The sequence below is a fragment of the Pseudofrankia coriaricola genome, assembly GCF_001854805.1.
Classification (GTDB): domain Bacteria; phylum Actinomycetota; class Actinomycetes; order Frankiales; family Frankiaceae; genus Pseudofrankia.
Genome location: NZ_MBLO01000247.1, coordinates 30,465 through 45,170 on the forward strand (window position 1 = coordinate 30,465; position 14,706 = coordinate 45,170).

At 73.3% G+C, this 14,706-nt stretch carries 13 protein-coding genes and 1 pseudogene; 7 read left to right on the forward strand and 7 right to left on the reverse strand.

All coding sequences use genetic code 11. From position 1 onward, the window contains the following. Positions 1-56 precede the first annotated feature (56 nt). Positions 57-959 carry an SCO6745 family protein gene (locus tag BCD48_RS34820; protein ID WP_071052687.1) on the reverse strand — a complete coding sequence of 301 codons (903 nt, stop codon included), beginning with the start codon at positions 957-959 and terminating at the stop codon, positions 57-59. Between the two features lie 179 nt (positions 960-1,138). Between BCD48_RS34820 and BCD48_RS34825 the strand changes: the two genes are divergently transcribed. Beyond that, entirely contained in the window at positions 1,139-1,861 is a 723-nt protein-coding gene (locus BCD48_RS34825; RefSeq protein WP_071052674.1) for a Clp protease N-terminal domain-containing protein, read from the forward strand. 88 nt (positions 1,862-1,949) lie between these two features. Here the strand turns inward: BCD48_RS34825 and BCD48_RS34830 are convergent, their stop codons facing one another. Next, positions 1,950-2,909, reverse strand: a complete 960-nt coding sequence (locus tag BCD48_RS34830; RefSeq protein ID WP_071052675.1) for an expansin EXLX1 family cellulose-binding protein — start codon at positions 2,907-2,909, stop codon at positions 1,950-1,952. A 294-nt stretch (positions 2,910-3,203) separates the two neighbouring features. Here BCD48_RS34830 and BCD48_RS34835 point away from each other — a divergent pair, with 294 nt between their 5' ends. Then, entirely contained in the window at positions 3,204-3,767 is a 564-nt protein-coding gene (locus BCD48_RS34835) for an NADPH-dependent FMN reductase (protein ID WP_071052676.1), read from the forward strand. A 49-nt stretch (positions 3,768-3,816) separates the two neighbouring features. Here the strand turns inward: BCD48_RS34835 and BCD48_RS34840 are convergent, their stop codons facing one another. Continuing rightward, on the reverse strand, positions 3,817-4,533 hold the full coding sequence (locus tag BCD48_RS34840) for a response regulator (protein ID WP_071052677.1): 717 nt from the start codon (positions 4,531-4,533) through the stop codon (positions 3,817-3,819). After that, positions 4,530-6,017: a sensor histidine kinase gene (locus BCD48_RS34845; protein WP_241842232.1), complete on the reverse strand. Its 1,488-nt coding sequence runs from the start codon at positions 6,015-6,017 to the stop codon at positions 4,530-4,532. Before BCD48_RS34845 ends, BCD48_RS34840 begins: the two co-directional genes overlap by 4 nt. Before the next feature lie 231 nt (positions 6,018-6,248). On the opposite strand from BCD48_RS34845, the gene BCD48_RS34850 reads away from it, so the two are divergent. Together BCD48_RS34850 and BCD48_RS34855 are read left to right on the forward strand one after the other, a co-directional pair. Further along, on the forward strand, positions 6,249-6,926 hold the full coding sequence (locus BCD48_RS34850) for an ABC transporter ATP-binding protein (RefSeq protein ID WP_071052678.1): 678 nt from the start codon (positions 6,249-6,251) through the stop codon (positions 6,924-6,926). Beyond that, positions 6,923-9,505 carry an ABC transporter permease gene (locus tag BCD48_RS34855; RefSeq protein WP_083419659.1) on the forward strand — a complete coding sequence of 861 codons (2,583 nt, stop codon included), beginning with the start codon at positions 6,923-6,925 and terminating at the stop codon, positions 9,503-9,505. Before BCD48_RS34850 ends, BCD48_RS34855 begins: the two co-directional genes overlap by 4 nt. Before the next feature lie 77 nt (positions 9,506-9,582). Here BCD48_RS34855 and BCD48_RS34860 read toward each other — a convergent pair whose 3' ends face one another. Then, entirely contained in the window at positions 9,583-10,557 is a 975-nt protein-coding gene (locus BCD48_RS34860; protein ID WP_312624083.1) for an MmyB family transcriptional regulator, read from the reverse strand. On the opposite strand from BCD48_RS34860, the gene BCD48_RS34865 reads away from it, so the two are divergent. Then, complete coding sequence (locus tag BCD48_RS34865) at positions 10,556-11,317, forward strand: SDR family NAD(P)-dependent oxidoreductase (RefSeq protein WP_071052681.1); 762 nt, start codon at positions 10,556-10,558, stop codon at positions 11,315-11,317. The genes BCD48_RS34860 and BCD48_RS34865 overlap by 2 nt on opposite strands. A gap of 230 nt (positions 11,318-11,547) precedes the next feature. Continuing rightward, positions 11,548-12,327 carry a MerR family transcriptional regulator gene (locus BCD48_RS34870; protein ID WP_198543518.1) on the forward strand — a complete coding sequence of 260 codons (780 nt, stop codon included), beginning with the start codon at positions 11,548-11,550 and terminating at the stop codon, positions 12,325-12,327. A 185-nt stretch (positions 12,328-12,512) separates the two neighbouring features. Here the strand turns inward: BCD48_RS34870 and BCD48_RS34875 are convergent, their stop codons facing one another. Next, positions 12,513-12,953 carry a MarR family winged helix-turn-helix transcriptional regulator gene (locus BCD48_RS34875; protein ID WP_071052682.1) on the reverse strand — a complete coding sequence of 147 codons (441 nt, stop codon included), beginning with the start codon at positions 12,951-12,953 and terminating at the stop codon, positions 12,513-12,515. Positions 12,954-13,091: 138 nt separating this feature from the next. Next, positions 13,092-13,541: an SRPBCC family protein gene (locus BCD48_RS34880; protein WP_071052683.1), complete on the reverse strand. Its 450-nt coding sequence runs from the start codon at positions 13,539-13,541 to the stop codon at positions 13,092-13,094. A gap of 851 nt (positions 13,542-14,392) precedes the next feature. Between BCD48_RS34880 and BCD48_RS34885 the strand changes: the two are divergent. After that, a pseudogene (locus BCD48_RS34885) lies at positions 14,393-14,706 on the forward strand (hypothetical protein); the annotation flags it as partial.

Here is a 14,706-nt window from a genome sequence, read left to right on the forward strand (position 1 = left end):
CCGGACGACGTCAGCCGATGACGGTGATGTGGCGTGTCGGCCGACACCTGTGCGTGTCAGTGGACATTGGCGGCACGCGGGTCGGGGACGCCGACGGGGTTGGGCCACATCAGCAGTGTGGCCGCGGCCTGGGCGACCGGGGCCAGCAGCGCGGCGGCGCGGTCGACGGCGGCAGGGCCGAGCGCGTCCCAGGCCGGGCTCGCGAGGCGATCCGTCGTCGCCTCCAGATCGCGGGCGGCGGCCAGCGCGGCCTCGGTCGGCGCGCCGGCGGCCGGGGTCCCTCTCGGATCGGCGATCTGAGAGGTCGTCAGCCAGCCGCGAGCCCGCAGCCGGTCGGCCGCGGCGTCCCACTCGTCGTCGGTCCAGCCGCGGATCTGCTGGTAGAAGGCGCGGTCGGTGCCGCCCATGCTGACGCGCCAGACGAGGCTCTCGGGGCCGTCGAGACCGGCGGTGACCAGGGCGGCGACGTGCCCGTCGCCGCGGTGCTCCCGCAGGATGGTGGCGGCGTGCCAGATGGCGCCGAGTGGGTCGTCGGGCCAGGGCAGCGCGGCGTTCGCGGCGCCGAGCACCCGGCCGGCGACGGGCGTCCGGTCGACCGTGGACCGCAGCAGCGCGGCCAGCTCCGCGAGGTCGTCCGCGCCGGTCCCGGCGACCAGCGGGCTGAGCGCAGCGCGGGCGCCGTCGAGCCGGACGGCCAGCGCCTTCTCCGGGGAGATCCGGGTCCAGACGTCCGGCAGCGCCCTGGCGACCATGGCGGGCGCGAACCCGAAGAAGGCGCCGACGACCGGCCCCGCCTCGACCGGCCCCAGCGGTGCCGTCCGGCCGGCGAAGTACCCGCGCCAGTAGCCCCGCAGCCCGGCGTCCTCCCACGCCGCCAGGCTGGCTGGCGCGAAGTAGGTGACGGCGTGCACCGGCTCGAACAGCCGCCACATCCGTTGAGCCACGTTTGTCTCGACCATGACCACACACAATTCCGCTCATCGACCGAGGTCAAGCCCAGCTGGGCTCTCCCAGGAGGTTCCGCTGAGAACCGGGTGTCACCCAGCTGTTCCTGCGCCTCATTGACCACGCCAGCGCCGTCTGGCGTGACGATCTAACCTGGAACGGGGGGAATACGGATACGTCTAGGGGACCGCCGATGTTCGAGAGATTCACCGACAGTGCCCGGCGTGCCGTCGTCCTCGCGCAGGAGGAGTCAAAGGCGCTCGGCCACGACAGGATCGGCACGGAGCACCTGCTGCTCGGCCTGGTGCACGAGGAGGCCGGGCCCGGGGGCGTCGCCCTGGCCTCGTTCGGCCTGACACTGGCCGACGCCCGGGCCGCGGTCGAGGCGGTCGTCGGAGTGACCGAGCCCGCGTCGATGACGCACATCCCGTTCACCCCCCGCGCGAAGCACGTCCTGGAGACCTCGCTGCGTGAGTCCCTGCTGCTCAGCCACACCTACGTCGACTCCGGGCACCTCCTGCTCGGGCTGCTGGCCGAGCGCTCGGGTGTCGCCGCCGAGGTCCTCTACCGCGTCGGCATCGACCTCGAGGAGGCCCGCCGCCGCGCTCTCGACGCCATCGTCGCCGCGCCGGCGGAAGTGGCGCCGGCCCCGGCAACCATCACGCCACAGTCCGTCTTGGCCGAGGCCAACATGAAGGCGCGGAGGATCGCCGCACAGCTCAACCAGGCGAGGGCGGCGAAGGACGCCGCCCTCGACGCCGGCGACTTCGCCGGCGCGACCGCGATGCGCGAACGGGAGAAGGCCCTGCTCGCGGAACGCGCCCGACTGGTCGTCAGTTTCGGGCCCGACGGTCAGCCGACCGTGGGCCCCAGGCCTGACAGCCGGGTCCCACCGCCGTCCGATCCGCCTCAGTAGCTTGCATGAGCCCCGCGCGAGAGTCGTGCCCGAGCTCTGCGCGCGGTGAGGACCTGTCGTCCCGGTGACGGCCGCGCGGTGACCGTGCTCAGTGCTGGGCGAACTGACTGTTGGTCGTCTGCACGGCCGAGGGCGCCAGGTTCACCGTATGGACGAGCTGCTCGCCGTACAGATCGGTGATCCTTACGGTGAACGGCCCCGGGCCGAGTCCCTGGGGCGCGACGAAGTAGTTCCACATCTCGCGTCCGAGGGCGACCCACGACCCGTTCACACGCACCTCGAGCGAGACGACCGGGTTGCGGTGGTCGCGGACCTGGATGGCCAGCCAGTATGCCGACGATCCGTCCTTGATCTGGTACTGCACGGGGCCGAGGCTGGCCGGGCTGACCAGCCGCCAGGTGACGTTGACCTGCCCCGGGACGCCGCCCGCGATCCGCTCGAACGCCTGCGGGCTCAGGTCGACATGACCGGCGCCGCATTCCGGGCACCGGTCGGTGACCTTCACAACGGTGCTCCCGCCCGGCCCCTTGACCTCGATGTAGGCGCCGCAGGCGCGGGCGTTCTCGTAGTCCAGCTCGTTCATCGCGACCACCGGCATGGCGGGATCGTTCAGCCGGTCGAACATGCAGTTGCCGCCGCCGTCCGCGTCGTAGTGCGTCGCCGGGCCGGAGTAGACGACGCCGGGCCTGATGCGCCCCGCCCCCACCGGTACGGGTGCCGGGCGCGAGGCCGGGCTGGTGGCGGGCGGCGCCGCGGGACGCGTGGACGTGGCGGGCCTTGTCTGCGAGGTCGGCGTCGTCGCCGACGGGCTGGCCGACGGCGATGGTGCCGCCGTGAACGTCGCGTCACCGGTAGACGGCTGGGCGGTGGTGGCCGTCGGTACCGGTGCCGCGGTGGCGGCGCTGGTCCGGGCCGGCGGCGCTGGCTGGGCCGGCCCGCCTGCGAAAGGGAGCTGGCAGCCCGCGATGGCCGCGGCGATGGCCGTCGCCGTCGCGGCGCCCAGCAGTGCGCGCCGCAACGGCGCGGTGGCGGCAGAAAAAGGGGACACCAGAAATGCCTTCCTGGCCAGAACGCCGCAAACAGCCGGCGCTAAGGATCCCCTCCTGAAATTGGAGATTAACCGGAGCTGGAACGGCCGTCGAGCGTCAGCGGCCGGAATGGCGAACACATGCCGGCGAGTAGGGAAAACATGTTCCGGCGGAGTGCCGCTGGTGTGGCTTGTCTCCCGCGCTCGACGTGCCCGAGGCCCGCGCCGAGAACCGGAGTAACGAGATCGGGGCTCGTGTTGGCCGTACGAGGGAGAACCTTGCACCAGAGGCGGCGAAGGCGAAGGAGCGTGGCGGTGGGTGTCGAGACGAGGATCCTGCTCGTGTCCGGGAGCACGCGCGACGGCTCGACGAACACCGCCGCGCTGCGCACCGCCCAGGCGGTCGCTCCCGCCGGCGTCGTTGCGGATCTCTACCAGGGCCTGGCGGGGCTGCCGGCCTTCGTCCCCGACGGTGACGAGGCGGCCCACCCGGCTGTGACCGAGCTGCGGCGGCGCGTCGGCGCGGCGGACGCGGTGCTGTTCTGCACCCCGGAGTACGCGGGATCGCTGCCGGGCGGCCTGAAGAACCTCCTCGACTGGACGGTCGGCGGCGGCGAGCTCTATGGCAAGCCGGTCGCCTGGGTCAACGTGGCCGCCGAGGGCCGAGGGGGCGGGGCGGACGCCACGCTCGCCACCGTGTTGGGCTATGTCGGCGCGGCCGTCGTGGCGCCGGGCCCGGTGCGGATCTTCGTGCCGCGGGACGCGGTGGGGCCGGACGGGCTGATCGGCGACGAGTCCGTACGGGCCGCGCTGCGGGAGGTGCTCGAGCAGGTCGCCGGGAAGGCGCCGGGTGCCAGCGCGTCCGGGACGGGTGTCTGACCTGGCGGCGTGGCCGGGGCGAACCGCGCGGGTTCTCGGAGGATCGGCGTCACGAGTCGGCGCGGCCGACGCCTGGGGTGATCAGTCCCGTCTCGTAGGCCACGATGACGGCCTGCGCGCGGTCGCGTACCTGGAGCTTGGACAGGATGCGCGCCACATGGGTCTTCACGGTCGCCTCGCTGAGCTGGAACCGTACGGCGAGCTCGGCGTTGCTCAGGCCCCTGGCCAGGAGCTCGAGGACCTCGAGCTCGCGGCGGGTGAGCGCGGCCAGGTCGCGGTGCAGGCCCACGGCCCGGTCGTCCCGGGAGGCGAAGCGCTCGACGAGGCGGCGCGTGATGGCGGGGGCGAGCAGGGCGTCGCCCGAGCGGACCAGCCGGACCGCGGCGACCAGATGCTCGGGGCTCACGTCCTTGAGCAGGAAGCCGCTGGCCCCGGCGGTCAGCGCCGCGTAGACGTAGCGGTCGAGATCGAACGTGGTGAGCATGATGACCCGCGGGGCGGTTGCCGGGGTGGTCGCAGGGTCGGTTGCCGGATCGGTCGGTCGGCCGGCGAGGATCCGCCGGGTGGCTTCCAGCCCGTCCATCTGCGGCATCCGGATGTCCATGAGCACGACGTCGGGGCGGGTGCGGCGGACCGCGTCGACGGCCTGTGCGCCGTCGGCGACCGCCGCGACGACGTCGATCCCGTCGGCGGCGAGGATCATCCTGAACCCGGAGCGGACCAGTGCCTGGTCGTCCGCGACGACGACCCGCGGCGGCCCGGTCACCCCTCCTCCACCGGAATCACGGCCCGGACCCGGTAGCCGCCGGTGGGGCGTTTCCCCGCCCGAAGGGTGCCCCCGTAGACGGCGAGCCGCTCGCGCAGGCCGATCAGCCCGCGGCCGCTGCCCGTCCCGGCCGGCGCCGTGGCGACGCCGCCGGTGTCGGTCACCTCGACCCGCAGGGCGTCGGCCGCGTAGGCGATGGTGATCGCGACGTGGGCGCCGGCGGCGTGCTTGACCGTGTTGGTCAGCGCCTCCTGCACGACCCGGTAGGCGGCCAGGTCCACACCCACCGGCAGCGGAACCGGAGCTCCGGTCACGGTCAGCTCGACGGGCACGCCGGTGTCGCGGACCCGGCTGGCGAGCGCCGCTACCTGGTCGAGACCGGGCTGTGGCGCGAGGTCCGCCGTGCCCGCCGGGTCCGGCCCGTCGCCCGCCATGGTGAGCAGGCCCATCACATGGCGCAGCTCGGCCATCGCGGCGCGGCCGCCGGCCTCGACCGCCAGCAGCGCCTCCCGGGCCTCGCCGGGCGCCGCCTCGAGCACCTTGCGGGCCGCGCCGGCCTGCACCACCATCACGCTGACATTGTGGGTCACCACGTCGTGGAGCTCGCGGGCGATCCGGGAACGCTCCCGCTCCACCGCCAGCCGGGTCGTCGCCTCCTGCTCGGCTTCCAGGGCGACGAGCCGCTGCCTCCAGGTATGGATGGTGTTGGCCGCGATACCAATCGGCACCAGCACGAGAAGCGGAAAATAGATCGACCTGATTTCCAGGAAACCGCGGAACTCGAGCGGGGCGATCAAAGTCGCGCACACTGCCACGGCAGCCAGCGCGCCCGCTCGGTAAGGGCTGTACCGCGCGGCGCTGTAGCCGGCGATGACGCAGGAGGCGAACAGGAACTCGCCCGCCATCTGGTCACCCGCGTACAGGCGGAACAGCAGCACCGAGCCGATCGTGGCGCCGAACGCCGCCAGCGGGTAGCGGCGGCGGACGACCAGCGGCGCCGCGGTCAGGGCCGCCGCCAGGACCAGCCACCAGACGTGGCCACCGTCGTGCGTCACGAGGGTGACCACGGAGTAGTCGCCGCCGGGCGCGGCGGGCGGCGCCGGCGGGTCGGGGGGCAGCAGCGGCGCGTCGGGGGGCAACAGCGGCGCGAGCCTGTCCGGCGGTATGAGCCTGCCTGGCACGATGACCAGCCCGTCGCCCCGGTACTTCCTCGCGGCCGCGGCCGTCGCCGTGGCCAGGGCGAGCGCCAGGATCACATCGGCGAGCCAGGCCCAGGGGGAGAGGGACGGCCGCTGGACGGTGGTCCCGCGTAGTTCCGCGGCGCCGCCACGCAGGCGGCCCGCGATCGCCGTCCATCGCCCCGATCCGGCGGGGGCCGTCCCGGCGAACCGGTGCCAGGAGGCGACGCGCGGCCGGTGGCCCGCGGCCCGCGGCGGTCTCGCGTCCTCCTCGCGCCGGCCCTGGGTGCTCGCTGTCCGGTTCACCGCATCAGTGTGGCAAGGCCGGGCACCCGCGACATCCACCCAGGTGAGCAGGGCGCTACATCGTGCGCCTACATCGCAGGGATGACCCCGTTCCGGATCACCTGGCTGGGGTAGCCAACGTCGCCATCGCGGCCGACGTGCACACCGGGGCAGTCGATCTAGCGTCCGTCCGGACCTTGCCCGACCCGACCTTTCCCGACCCAACCCGATGGGGGACGCGTGGACGCGCCGATGATGGAGATCCGTGACGTGACGAAGAAGTATGCCGGCGGGACGGCGGCCCTGGCCGACCTGTCGCTGACCGTGCGCGCGGGCGAGGCGCTGGCCGTCCTCGGGCCGTCCGGCAGCGGCAAATCGACGCTGCTGAACATGATCGCCGGTCTGGACAGGCCGAGCACCGGCAGCATCACGGTCGACGGCGTCCGCGTGGACGCGCTGAGCGAGGCCGCCTCGGCGAAGTACCGGCGCGCCCGGATCGGCATGGTCTTCCAGTTCTTCAACCTGCTGGACGACCTGACCGTCTTCGACAACGTCCTGCTGCCCGCCCAGCTCGCCGGGATGCCCCGCGCGAAGGCCCGTGCCCGGGCGGCCGAGCTGCTGGACTACCTCGGCCTGCGCCGGCACACCCACGCCTACCCGGGCCGGCTGTCCGGCGGCGAGCGCCAGCGCGTCGCCGTCGCCCGGGCACTGATCAACCGGCCCGCCCTGCTGCTGGCCGACGAGCCGACCGGCGCGCTCGACCGCGCCTCCGGCGTAGAGGTCACCCGGCTGCTGACCGAGCTGCACGAGGACGGGCAGACAATCCTGCTGGTCACCCACGACGTCGCGCTCGCCGAGTCCTGCGCGAGCCGGACCATCGAGCTGGTCGACGGCGCGATCACCCGGGACGTCACGGCGGCGGCCCGATGACCGCGAGCCCCGGTGCGGTGGGTACGCAGAGCGTCCCGCCCGGCGGTCGCCCCGACGGGACGCCTGGCCGCGAGCCTGGCCGCGGGCCTGAGGGTCGGTCGGGTGGCCGGCCAGGGGGCCGCCGGCTGACCGGCCCGCTGGGCGCGGTGGTGCGCGCCGGCGTCGGCCGGCACCGGGTGCGGACCGTGGTGATGACGCTGACCGTCCTCGTGGCGGTGACCGCGTCGGTTCTGGCCGCCGGGCTGCTGGTGGCCTCCGACGCGCCGTTCGACCGCGCGTTCGCCGGGCAGCATGGCGCTCACCTGGCCGGGCAGTTCGACGGCACGAAGGTCACCGGCGCTCAGCTCGCAGCCACCGCGCGCCTGACCGGCGTCACGGCCGCGGCCGGGCCGTTCCCGACGGTGCCGGCACGGCCGCGGACCACCACGGACGGGGGAACGGACGGGGGGAACCTACCGCCGGACATCGACCTGCCGCCGTTGACCGTCGTCGGTCGGGCCGACCCCGGTGGGCCGGTCGACCACGTCACCCTGCTGACGGGCCGGTGGGCCACCGGCCCCGGGCAGATCGTGCTCGACGCCGGTGCCGACGGCGTACCATCGCTGCCGCTGGGAGCCGGCCTGCGGTTCCCCGGGCTGGCGGGCAGCCCGACGCTGACGGTGGTCGGCACAGCCCGGTCGGTCAGCCACACCGCCGACGCCTGGGTCGTCCCCGCGCAGATCCCGGCGCTGACCGCCACCGGCACGACGGCGGGCTACCAGATGCTGTACCGATTCGCCGCCGCCGCCACCGACGGCCAGATCACGGCCGGCCGGGCCGCGATCGCGTCGGCGGTCCCGCCCGGCGCGCTGACCGGCGCGCAGTCCTATCTGGCCGTCCGGCAGACCGCGAACGCGAACTCCGCCGCGTTCGTGCCGTTCGTGGCGGCCTTCGGCGTCCTCGGGCTGGCCATGTCCGCTCTGATCATCGGGATCGTCGTCAGCGGCGCGGTCGGCGCCGCCACCCGGCGCATCGGGATCCTCAAGTCGCTCGGCTTCACCCCGGCGCAGGTCGTGCGCGCCTACCTCGGGCAGGCGCTGATCCCCGCGTCGGTGGGCGTCGTCCTCGGTGTGCTGGGCGGGAACCTGCTGGCGGTCCCGGTGCTGCGCGAGCAGGCGGACGCCTACGGCAGCACGGCCCCGTCGATTCCCGTCTGGGTCGACATCGCCGTCGCCGCCGCCGCGCTCGCGGTGGTCGCCGGCGCCGCCCTCGCGCCCGCGCTGCGCGCCGGACGTCTGAGCACCGTCGAGGCGATCAGCGCTGGCCGGGCACCCCGGGCCGGTCATGGGCGCCCGGTGGCGCGGCTGACCGGTCGGATGCCGGTGCCGCGCGCCCTGGGGATCGGTCTCGCCCATCCGTTCGCCCGCCCCGCTCGGTCGGCGGTGCTCGCCGCCGCGGTCGGCTTCGGCGCCATCGGGGTCACCTTCGCCGTCGGCCTGGGAATCAGCCTGGGCGACATACAGGCCGCGGGCAACCGCGACGCGGTCGGGCCGGTCACGGTGTTCACCATGGGGCCGCCCGACAGGGAGAACGCGGGCCCGCCAGGCCCGCGCGCTGGCGGTGGCCCACCGGCCGCCCCCGCCCCGGCACTCGGCGCCCCTGACCCGACGGCGACCGCTCCAGACCCGACGGCTGTCGCCGCCGCGATCACCGCGCAGCCGGGAACACGCCACTTCTACGGCCGCACGGAGGCCCAGGTGAGTGTCACCGGGATCACCGGAGCGACCACCGTCGCGGCGTACCAGGGTGACTCGTCCTGGGCGGCTTACCAGATGATCTCAGGAACCTGGTTCAGCGGGCCCGGCCAGGCCGTCGTCGGCACCCGGTTCCTGCATGCCGCCGGGATCCGGGTCGGGGACACCGTGACCGCCACGGACCAGGGGCACAGCGTCCGGCTCCGGATCGTGGGCGAAGCCCTCGACCTCCACAACGACGGCATGACCCTGCTGACCGACATCTCCACCCTCACCGGCCTCGGCCTCGACGCGCGGCCGGACGAGTTCCACGTCGACCTGAAGCCCGGGACCGACCTGGCGGGGTACATCCGAACGCTCGACACCGCGGTGGCACCGATCGGAGCATCGGCCCAGGCCACCACCACCGGGAGTTCCGACGTGATCGCCACGATGGAGGCGCTGATCGCGATGCTCACCCTCGGGCTCAGCGTCGTGGCGGCCCTCGGCGTCCTCAACACGGTCGTGCTCGACACCCGGGAGCGCGCCCATGACCTGGGCGTCCTCAAGGCGCTCGGTATGACGCCTCGACAGACCGTCGGCATGGTCATCGCCTCGATTGCCGGCCTCGGGGCGGTCGCGGGCCTCGTCGGCGTGCCCGTCGGGATCGCGCTGCACCACGCGGTGGTTCCGATGATGGGCCACGCGGTCGGCACAGGAATCCCGCACGCCGACATCGCTGTCTACCACCCGGGCGTGGTGGTCCCGCTGGCTCTGGGCGGGCTGGTCATCGCGGTGGCGGGCGCGCTGCTGCCCGCCAGCTGGGCGGCGAGAACCCGAGCAACTGTCGCGCTGCGAACCGAGTAGCCAGCAGCCGGTGGGAGATCCGGCCCCCGACCATGCCGGATCTCCCATCGGTACGTTCACCGCCCGTGCGGGCTGCCTCAGGCCGTGGGCGACGTCCCCGGCGCCGTCGACCACTGCGTCCCGAGGACCTTGAGCAGCTGGAGCGCCCGGTGGGTGGGCGTCCCGGGGGCGGCCGTGTACAGGATGATCCAGTGGTCGCGCTCGGGGTCGTGCAGCGCGTCGCAGTCGAGGTCGAGCCAGCCGACCTCGGGATGCCGGATGCGTTTGTGGGTCGAGCGGCGCACCTGGAGGTCGCGCTCGGCCCACAGCCGGCGGAACTCCTCGCTGACGTCGAGCAGTCGCCGGACCAGGTCGCGGATGCCCGGATCGCGGGGATAGCGGGCCGTGGCGGCGCGCAGGTCCGCCACCGACTCGCGGGCGAACCGCTCCACGCTGGTCGGGTCGTGCCGTTCCCGAGCGCCGGCCCGGGTGAAGAAACGCCAGATGACGTTGCGTTCGGCCGGTGGGAGGGCCGAGAGGTCGCCGAGCAGCGCCGCGCCCATCGGGTTCCACGCCAGGATGTCGTACTTGGCGTCGCAGACCAGGGCGGGCGCGTCGTCGAAGCGGTCCAGCAGGTGCAGGACCCCTGGACTGACGTCGGACGACAGGACGGACGCGGTGGGCGGCTGCTCGCCGGACAGATGGTGCAGGTAGGCGCGTTCGGCGTCGGAGAGCCGCAGCGCCCGGCTGATGGCGCCGAGGATCTGACCGGACGGGCGTGGCCCGCGGCCCTGTTCGAGGCGGACGTAGTAGTCGACCGACATGCCGGCCAGCTGGGCGACCTCCTGGCGGCGCAGCCCCGGCGTACGGCGGCGCGGCCCGGCCGGCAGGCCCACGTCCGCCGGCTGTACCCGGGCGCGCCGCCCGCGCAGGAAGGCCGCCATCTCGTCGCGGCCGGCCTGGTCCATGACACGAGGGTGTACCCGCGCGGGTCCGCGAACCATGGGACCGCCGATACCAGCCTCGGGACTGCTCTCCTCATGGCCGGTCCCCGACGTGACGGTGAAACTCATGACCTCCCACGAACCCGCTTCCCAGGCCTCCCTTCGCAAGATCGTGCTCGTCACCGGCGCGAACAAGGGAATCGGTCTCGCCACGGCGGCGGCCGTCGCCAGGCAGGGCCACACCGTGCTGCTCGGCGCGCGCAGCCCCGAACTGGGCGAGGCGGCGGCCGCGGCGCTCGCCCAGCAGGGACTGGACGCCGCGTTTCTCCACCTGGACGTCACGGACGAGGCGACGATCGCGCACGCGGCCGCGGTCATCGACGCCCGGCACGGCCGGCTGGACATCCTCGTCAACAACGCCGGCATCACCCGCGACCAGGGGCGCACGCCCTCCACGCTGCCGGTCGCCGCGCTGCGCGAGGTCTACGAGACCAACGTCTTCGGCGTCGTGGCCGTCACGAACGCCCTGATCGGTCTGCTGCGCCGGTCACCCGGCGCGGTCATCGGCAACGTCTCCAGCGGCCTGGGCACCTTCGCCTTCCTGGCCGATCCCGATCCGACGCTGGGAAGATACGCGCAGCTGCTCGGCTACAACTCGTCCAAGGCGGCGCTGAACGCCATCACGCTGATCTACGCGCACGAGCTCCGCCCGTTCGGCATCACCGTCAACGCGCTCTCCCCGGGCTACTGCGCTACCGACCTCAACGGCCACACCGGTTGGGACAGCGCCGAGGAGGGCGGCGCCCGCATCGCGGCCCAGGTGCTCGCCAGGCACGACGAGGGCTCGGGAGTGTTCCTGAACGAGAACGGCGGTACCTACCCCTGGTGATGCCGGCCCCTGGTGATGCCGGCCCTCTCGTCCGACCTGATGCCGCGCCGCGGCCGGTCCGCCGTGCGCCTCCGCCGTGCGCCTCCGCCGTGCGCCTCCGCCGTGCGCCTCCGCCGTGCGCCTCCGCCGTGCGCCTCCGCCGTGCGTCCGGCGAAGCGTCGGGCGAGCGCCTCCGCCGGCGCGTCCGGCGAGCTTGACCCTGCCGCGACGTCAGGGCGCAGAGTCGAGATGTGGAGGGTGAGAGCGCCGAGGAGCTGACCGTCGGGCGGGTGGCCGGGTTGTCCGGGGTCACCGTGCGGACGCTTCATCACTACGACCAGATCGGGCTGGTCTGCCCGTCCGGACGTACGGCGGCCGGCTACCGGGTGTACAGCCCGGCGGATCTCGAGCGGCTGCGGCAGGTGCTCGTCTACCGCGAGCTCGGCTTCCCACTGGAGGAGATCCGGGCACTGGTGAGCGACCCGGGCGTGGACACCGCTGCCCACCTCCGCCGGCAGCGCGGGCTGCTGGTGGAACGCGGCGAGCGGCTCGCGGCCATGGTGGCCGCGATCGACAGGCATCTGGAGGCACGCGCCATGGGCATGCGACTGACCCCCGAGGAACAACTCGAGGTCTTCGGCACCGACAAGGTCGGCGGTGAGTGGGCCGACGAGGCTGAGCACCGGTTCGGCGAGACCGACGCCTACCAGGAGTCCCAGCGCCGGGCCGCGTCCTACACGAAGGACGACTGGGCGCGCCTGAAGGCCGAGAGCGACGCGGCGTTGCGTGCCTGGCGCGAGGCGCTGCTGTCCGGTCTACCTGCGGACGGTCCCGAGACAACGGCGTTGGCCGAGGAACACCGCCAGCACATCACCCGGTGGTTCTACGACTGCGGCTACGACATCCACGTCGGTCTCGCTGAGATGTATCTCGCCGACGAGCGTTTCACCCAGGTCTACGAGATCGTCGCCCCAGGCCTCGCCCGGTACGTCCACGACGCCATCCTCGCCAACGCCCCCGCCCGCACCTGACCCAGGCGACCCAGGCGACGCGGGCTGTCGAGTGCCACCGCTCGGCGAAGGTTGGCGTGGATCCGGTTCGGCGGCGGCGCGGGGGAGAGCGGAGGCGTCCACTAGCGCCAGGCGGGCGTTGCGGGTACCAGGCGCGTTCCCAGGCTTCGAAGACGAGTGGTGAGGTGCCGCCGCCCGAGCGGGCGTCAGCCGCCCGGTCCGCCGTCCCGCTCCGTCAGCCGGCGCAGCAGGTAGATCGCCTCGTCGCCACGCACAGGGCGGAAGAACGCGGCGTCGACCTGCTCGACAGCCGCAACCGCGCGCGGCGCCAGCTCACCGCCCCGCTCGGTGATCCGCAGCAGCTTCGCCCGGGTGTCATCCGGGTCGGTCTCTCGCTCGACCAAGCCGTTGCGTTCCAGCGCGCGCAGCACCTGGGAGGTCATCTTCACGTCGGTGCCGGCGTACGCGGCGACCGCCAACTGGTTGGGACGCTCGCCTTGCGCGTTCAGCCACCAAACGGAGGCGAGCAGCACGAACTGGACGTGCGTCAGGCCGAGCGGCGCCAGCGCGGCTGCGACGGCGCGCTGCCAGCGCAGCGTCGCGTGCCACAGCAGGAAGCCGGGGCTCTCACTCGGATGCAGCGCCACGCTCGACCGTTCAGCCCTCCGTCACCTCCGCCGGCTGGCTCCGCCTTCCGGCCGCGCGGCCCTGGCCATTGTCGCGCGGCCCTGGCCATTGTCGCGCGGCCCTGGGCTGGGCGCCTCGACTGGCCAGGGCGCCTCTGGCTAGGGTGCGTCGAACCGTGCCGCCGCCGGCTCGGTGGACTCGGCGAGGCGGACCAGCGCGGCGATCGTCTCCGGGAAATCCGCTGTGATCATCGGACCGACCCGGGGTCCGAGCTCGTCGGCCGCCGGGCCGCTGATCTCCATCCGGTAGGTCACCCTGTTGCGCTCGCCGTCGACCGGGTCGACGCGATGGGTGGTGCGCACGAGGACGTCGCCGAGGTCGGCCTCGTCGACGAACCGCTCGGGTTCGGCGACCTCGGCCAGCCGCAGCCGCACCGGGTTCTCGCCGTGCGGGTTCATGACGATCTCGCTTCCCACGGCGAACGGCCCGCTGACCTCGATCTGCTCGATATCCGCGTTCCAGGCCCCCCAGCCCGCCACGTCCACCCACAGCCGCCACACCGCGCCGGCCTCCGCCGTCGTCGCGACGCTGTGCTCATAGCTCCACATGCCCCGTCCTCTCGATAGGTTACGCGAAGACTATCTTCGCGCATCCTAAAAGGCCGGGGCTCATTGGGGGTCGCCGCATTCCCGCGAGCGGGTCGGCTCCCGCCTGGCCGGCCGGTGACCCACCATGTGGTCCACGCCGTTGACGAGCCTTCACCATCTTTCTGATCTTGCCGGACGCGGGGTGGTGCGCCGGGTCGCCGAGGGACGGTCGTCGGCACCGAGCCCGGGGCGCTGGACGCGCCGGCGACCAGCGCGGCCCGTACCCCGCCGTGAGCCCCGGGCCAGGCTGTGCTGACCGGCGGGCGGTCCGTGGTGGCAGGAGCGGGTCAGGTGTCGCCGGGGGAGCGGCGGTCAGCCGGGGTGGTAGGTGAGGCGGAACGGGAAGGTCTACCGCGGGACCCTTTCGGGGACTGGCAGCCGGACGTCGGCCTTTTCAGGTAGCGATACGAGCCCACTGCGGGTCCGGAGGGCGTGGCGGGTCGAACTAAGCGAGCCTGGGGCGGCGATGCGGCGGATGAGTCGTCCATCGCCCGCGCAGCCGGGAGGCGGCCCGATTTCCGGCTCCATTGGCCGCAGCGTCGCCGCCAGCCGCTTATTCTTCAGCGTCGCCGCGTCGCACTTCCGATAATTGCTCATCGACTTCCAAAAATTCGGGGGTGTACACCCCCGAATGACAAGAACTGGACATATGTTCGAATGCGTGGTTCCGTTGAGGCATGCTCGCGCCGCCTGTTCCCGAGGAACCGGATGGCCGGCCCGCCCAGGTGTGGGCCGGGCCGGACACCGGAATCCCTCAGGCTCCGTCTGACACCAACCGAGGTGGCGCCGCGGAAAATGGGCACGAGAACTACGTGGCGGTATCCGAAAACCATGTTTTCGACACCGCTAACTGCGGGGGCGGTGCCGGGTTTGGCGGGCGGCATCATGTGCTGGCCGAGCTGGACGGGGTCGTCGGCGGGCTGAAGACGCTGGCCGGAGCGAACCTGTGGGCGCTGTCCCACCCGGAGGCGCTGGAATTCCTTGACGCCGCGGAGCGGGCCGGCCGGCTGCTGGCCTCGGTCCTGTTCTCTGCGGTCCGGGACCTGGGCGGCCGGGACCTGCGCGGCGTGTTCGGCGAGGAGGACCTGCCCTCGACGGCGGAACTCCTGCGCTGGCAACTGAAGAT

Excerpts from the sequence above, each read along its gene's own strand:
- BCD48_RS34860 (WP_312624083.1), bottom strand. The coding sequence starts at position 10,557 with ATGAGTTTCACCGTCACGTCGGGGACCGGCCATGAGGAGAGCAGTCCC.
- BCD48_RS34850 (WP_071052678.1), top strand. The coding sequence starts at position 6,249 with ATGATGGAGATCCGTGACGTGACGAAGAAGTATGCCGGCGGGACGGCG.
- BCD48_RS34855 (WP_083419659.1), top strand. The coding sequence starts at position 6,923 with ATGACCGCGAGCCCCGGTGCGGTGGGTACGCAGAGCGTCCCGCCCGGC.
- BCD48_RS34865 (WP_071052681.1), top strand. The coding sequence starts at position 10,556 with ATGACCTCCCACGAACCCGCTTCCCAGGCCTCCCTTCGCAAGATCGTG.
- BCD48_RS34825 (WP_071052674.1), top strand. The coding sequence starts at position 1,139 with ATGTTCGAGAGATTCACCGACAGTGCCCGGCGTGCCGTCGTCCTCGCG.
- BCD48_RS34880 (WP_071052683.1), bottom strand. The coding sequence starts at position 13,541 with ATGTGGAGCTATGAGCACAGCGTCGCGACGACGGCGGAGGCCGGCGCG.
- BCD48_RS34820 (WP_071052687.1), bottom strand. The coding sequence starts at position 959 with ATGGTCGAGACAAACGTGGCTCAACGGATGTGGCGGCTGTTCGAGCCG.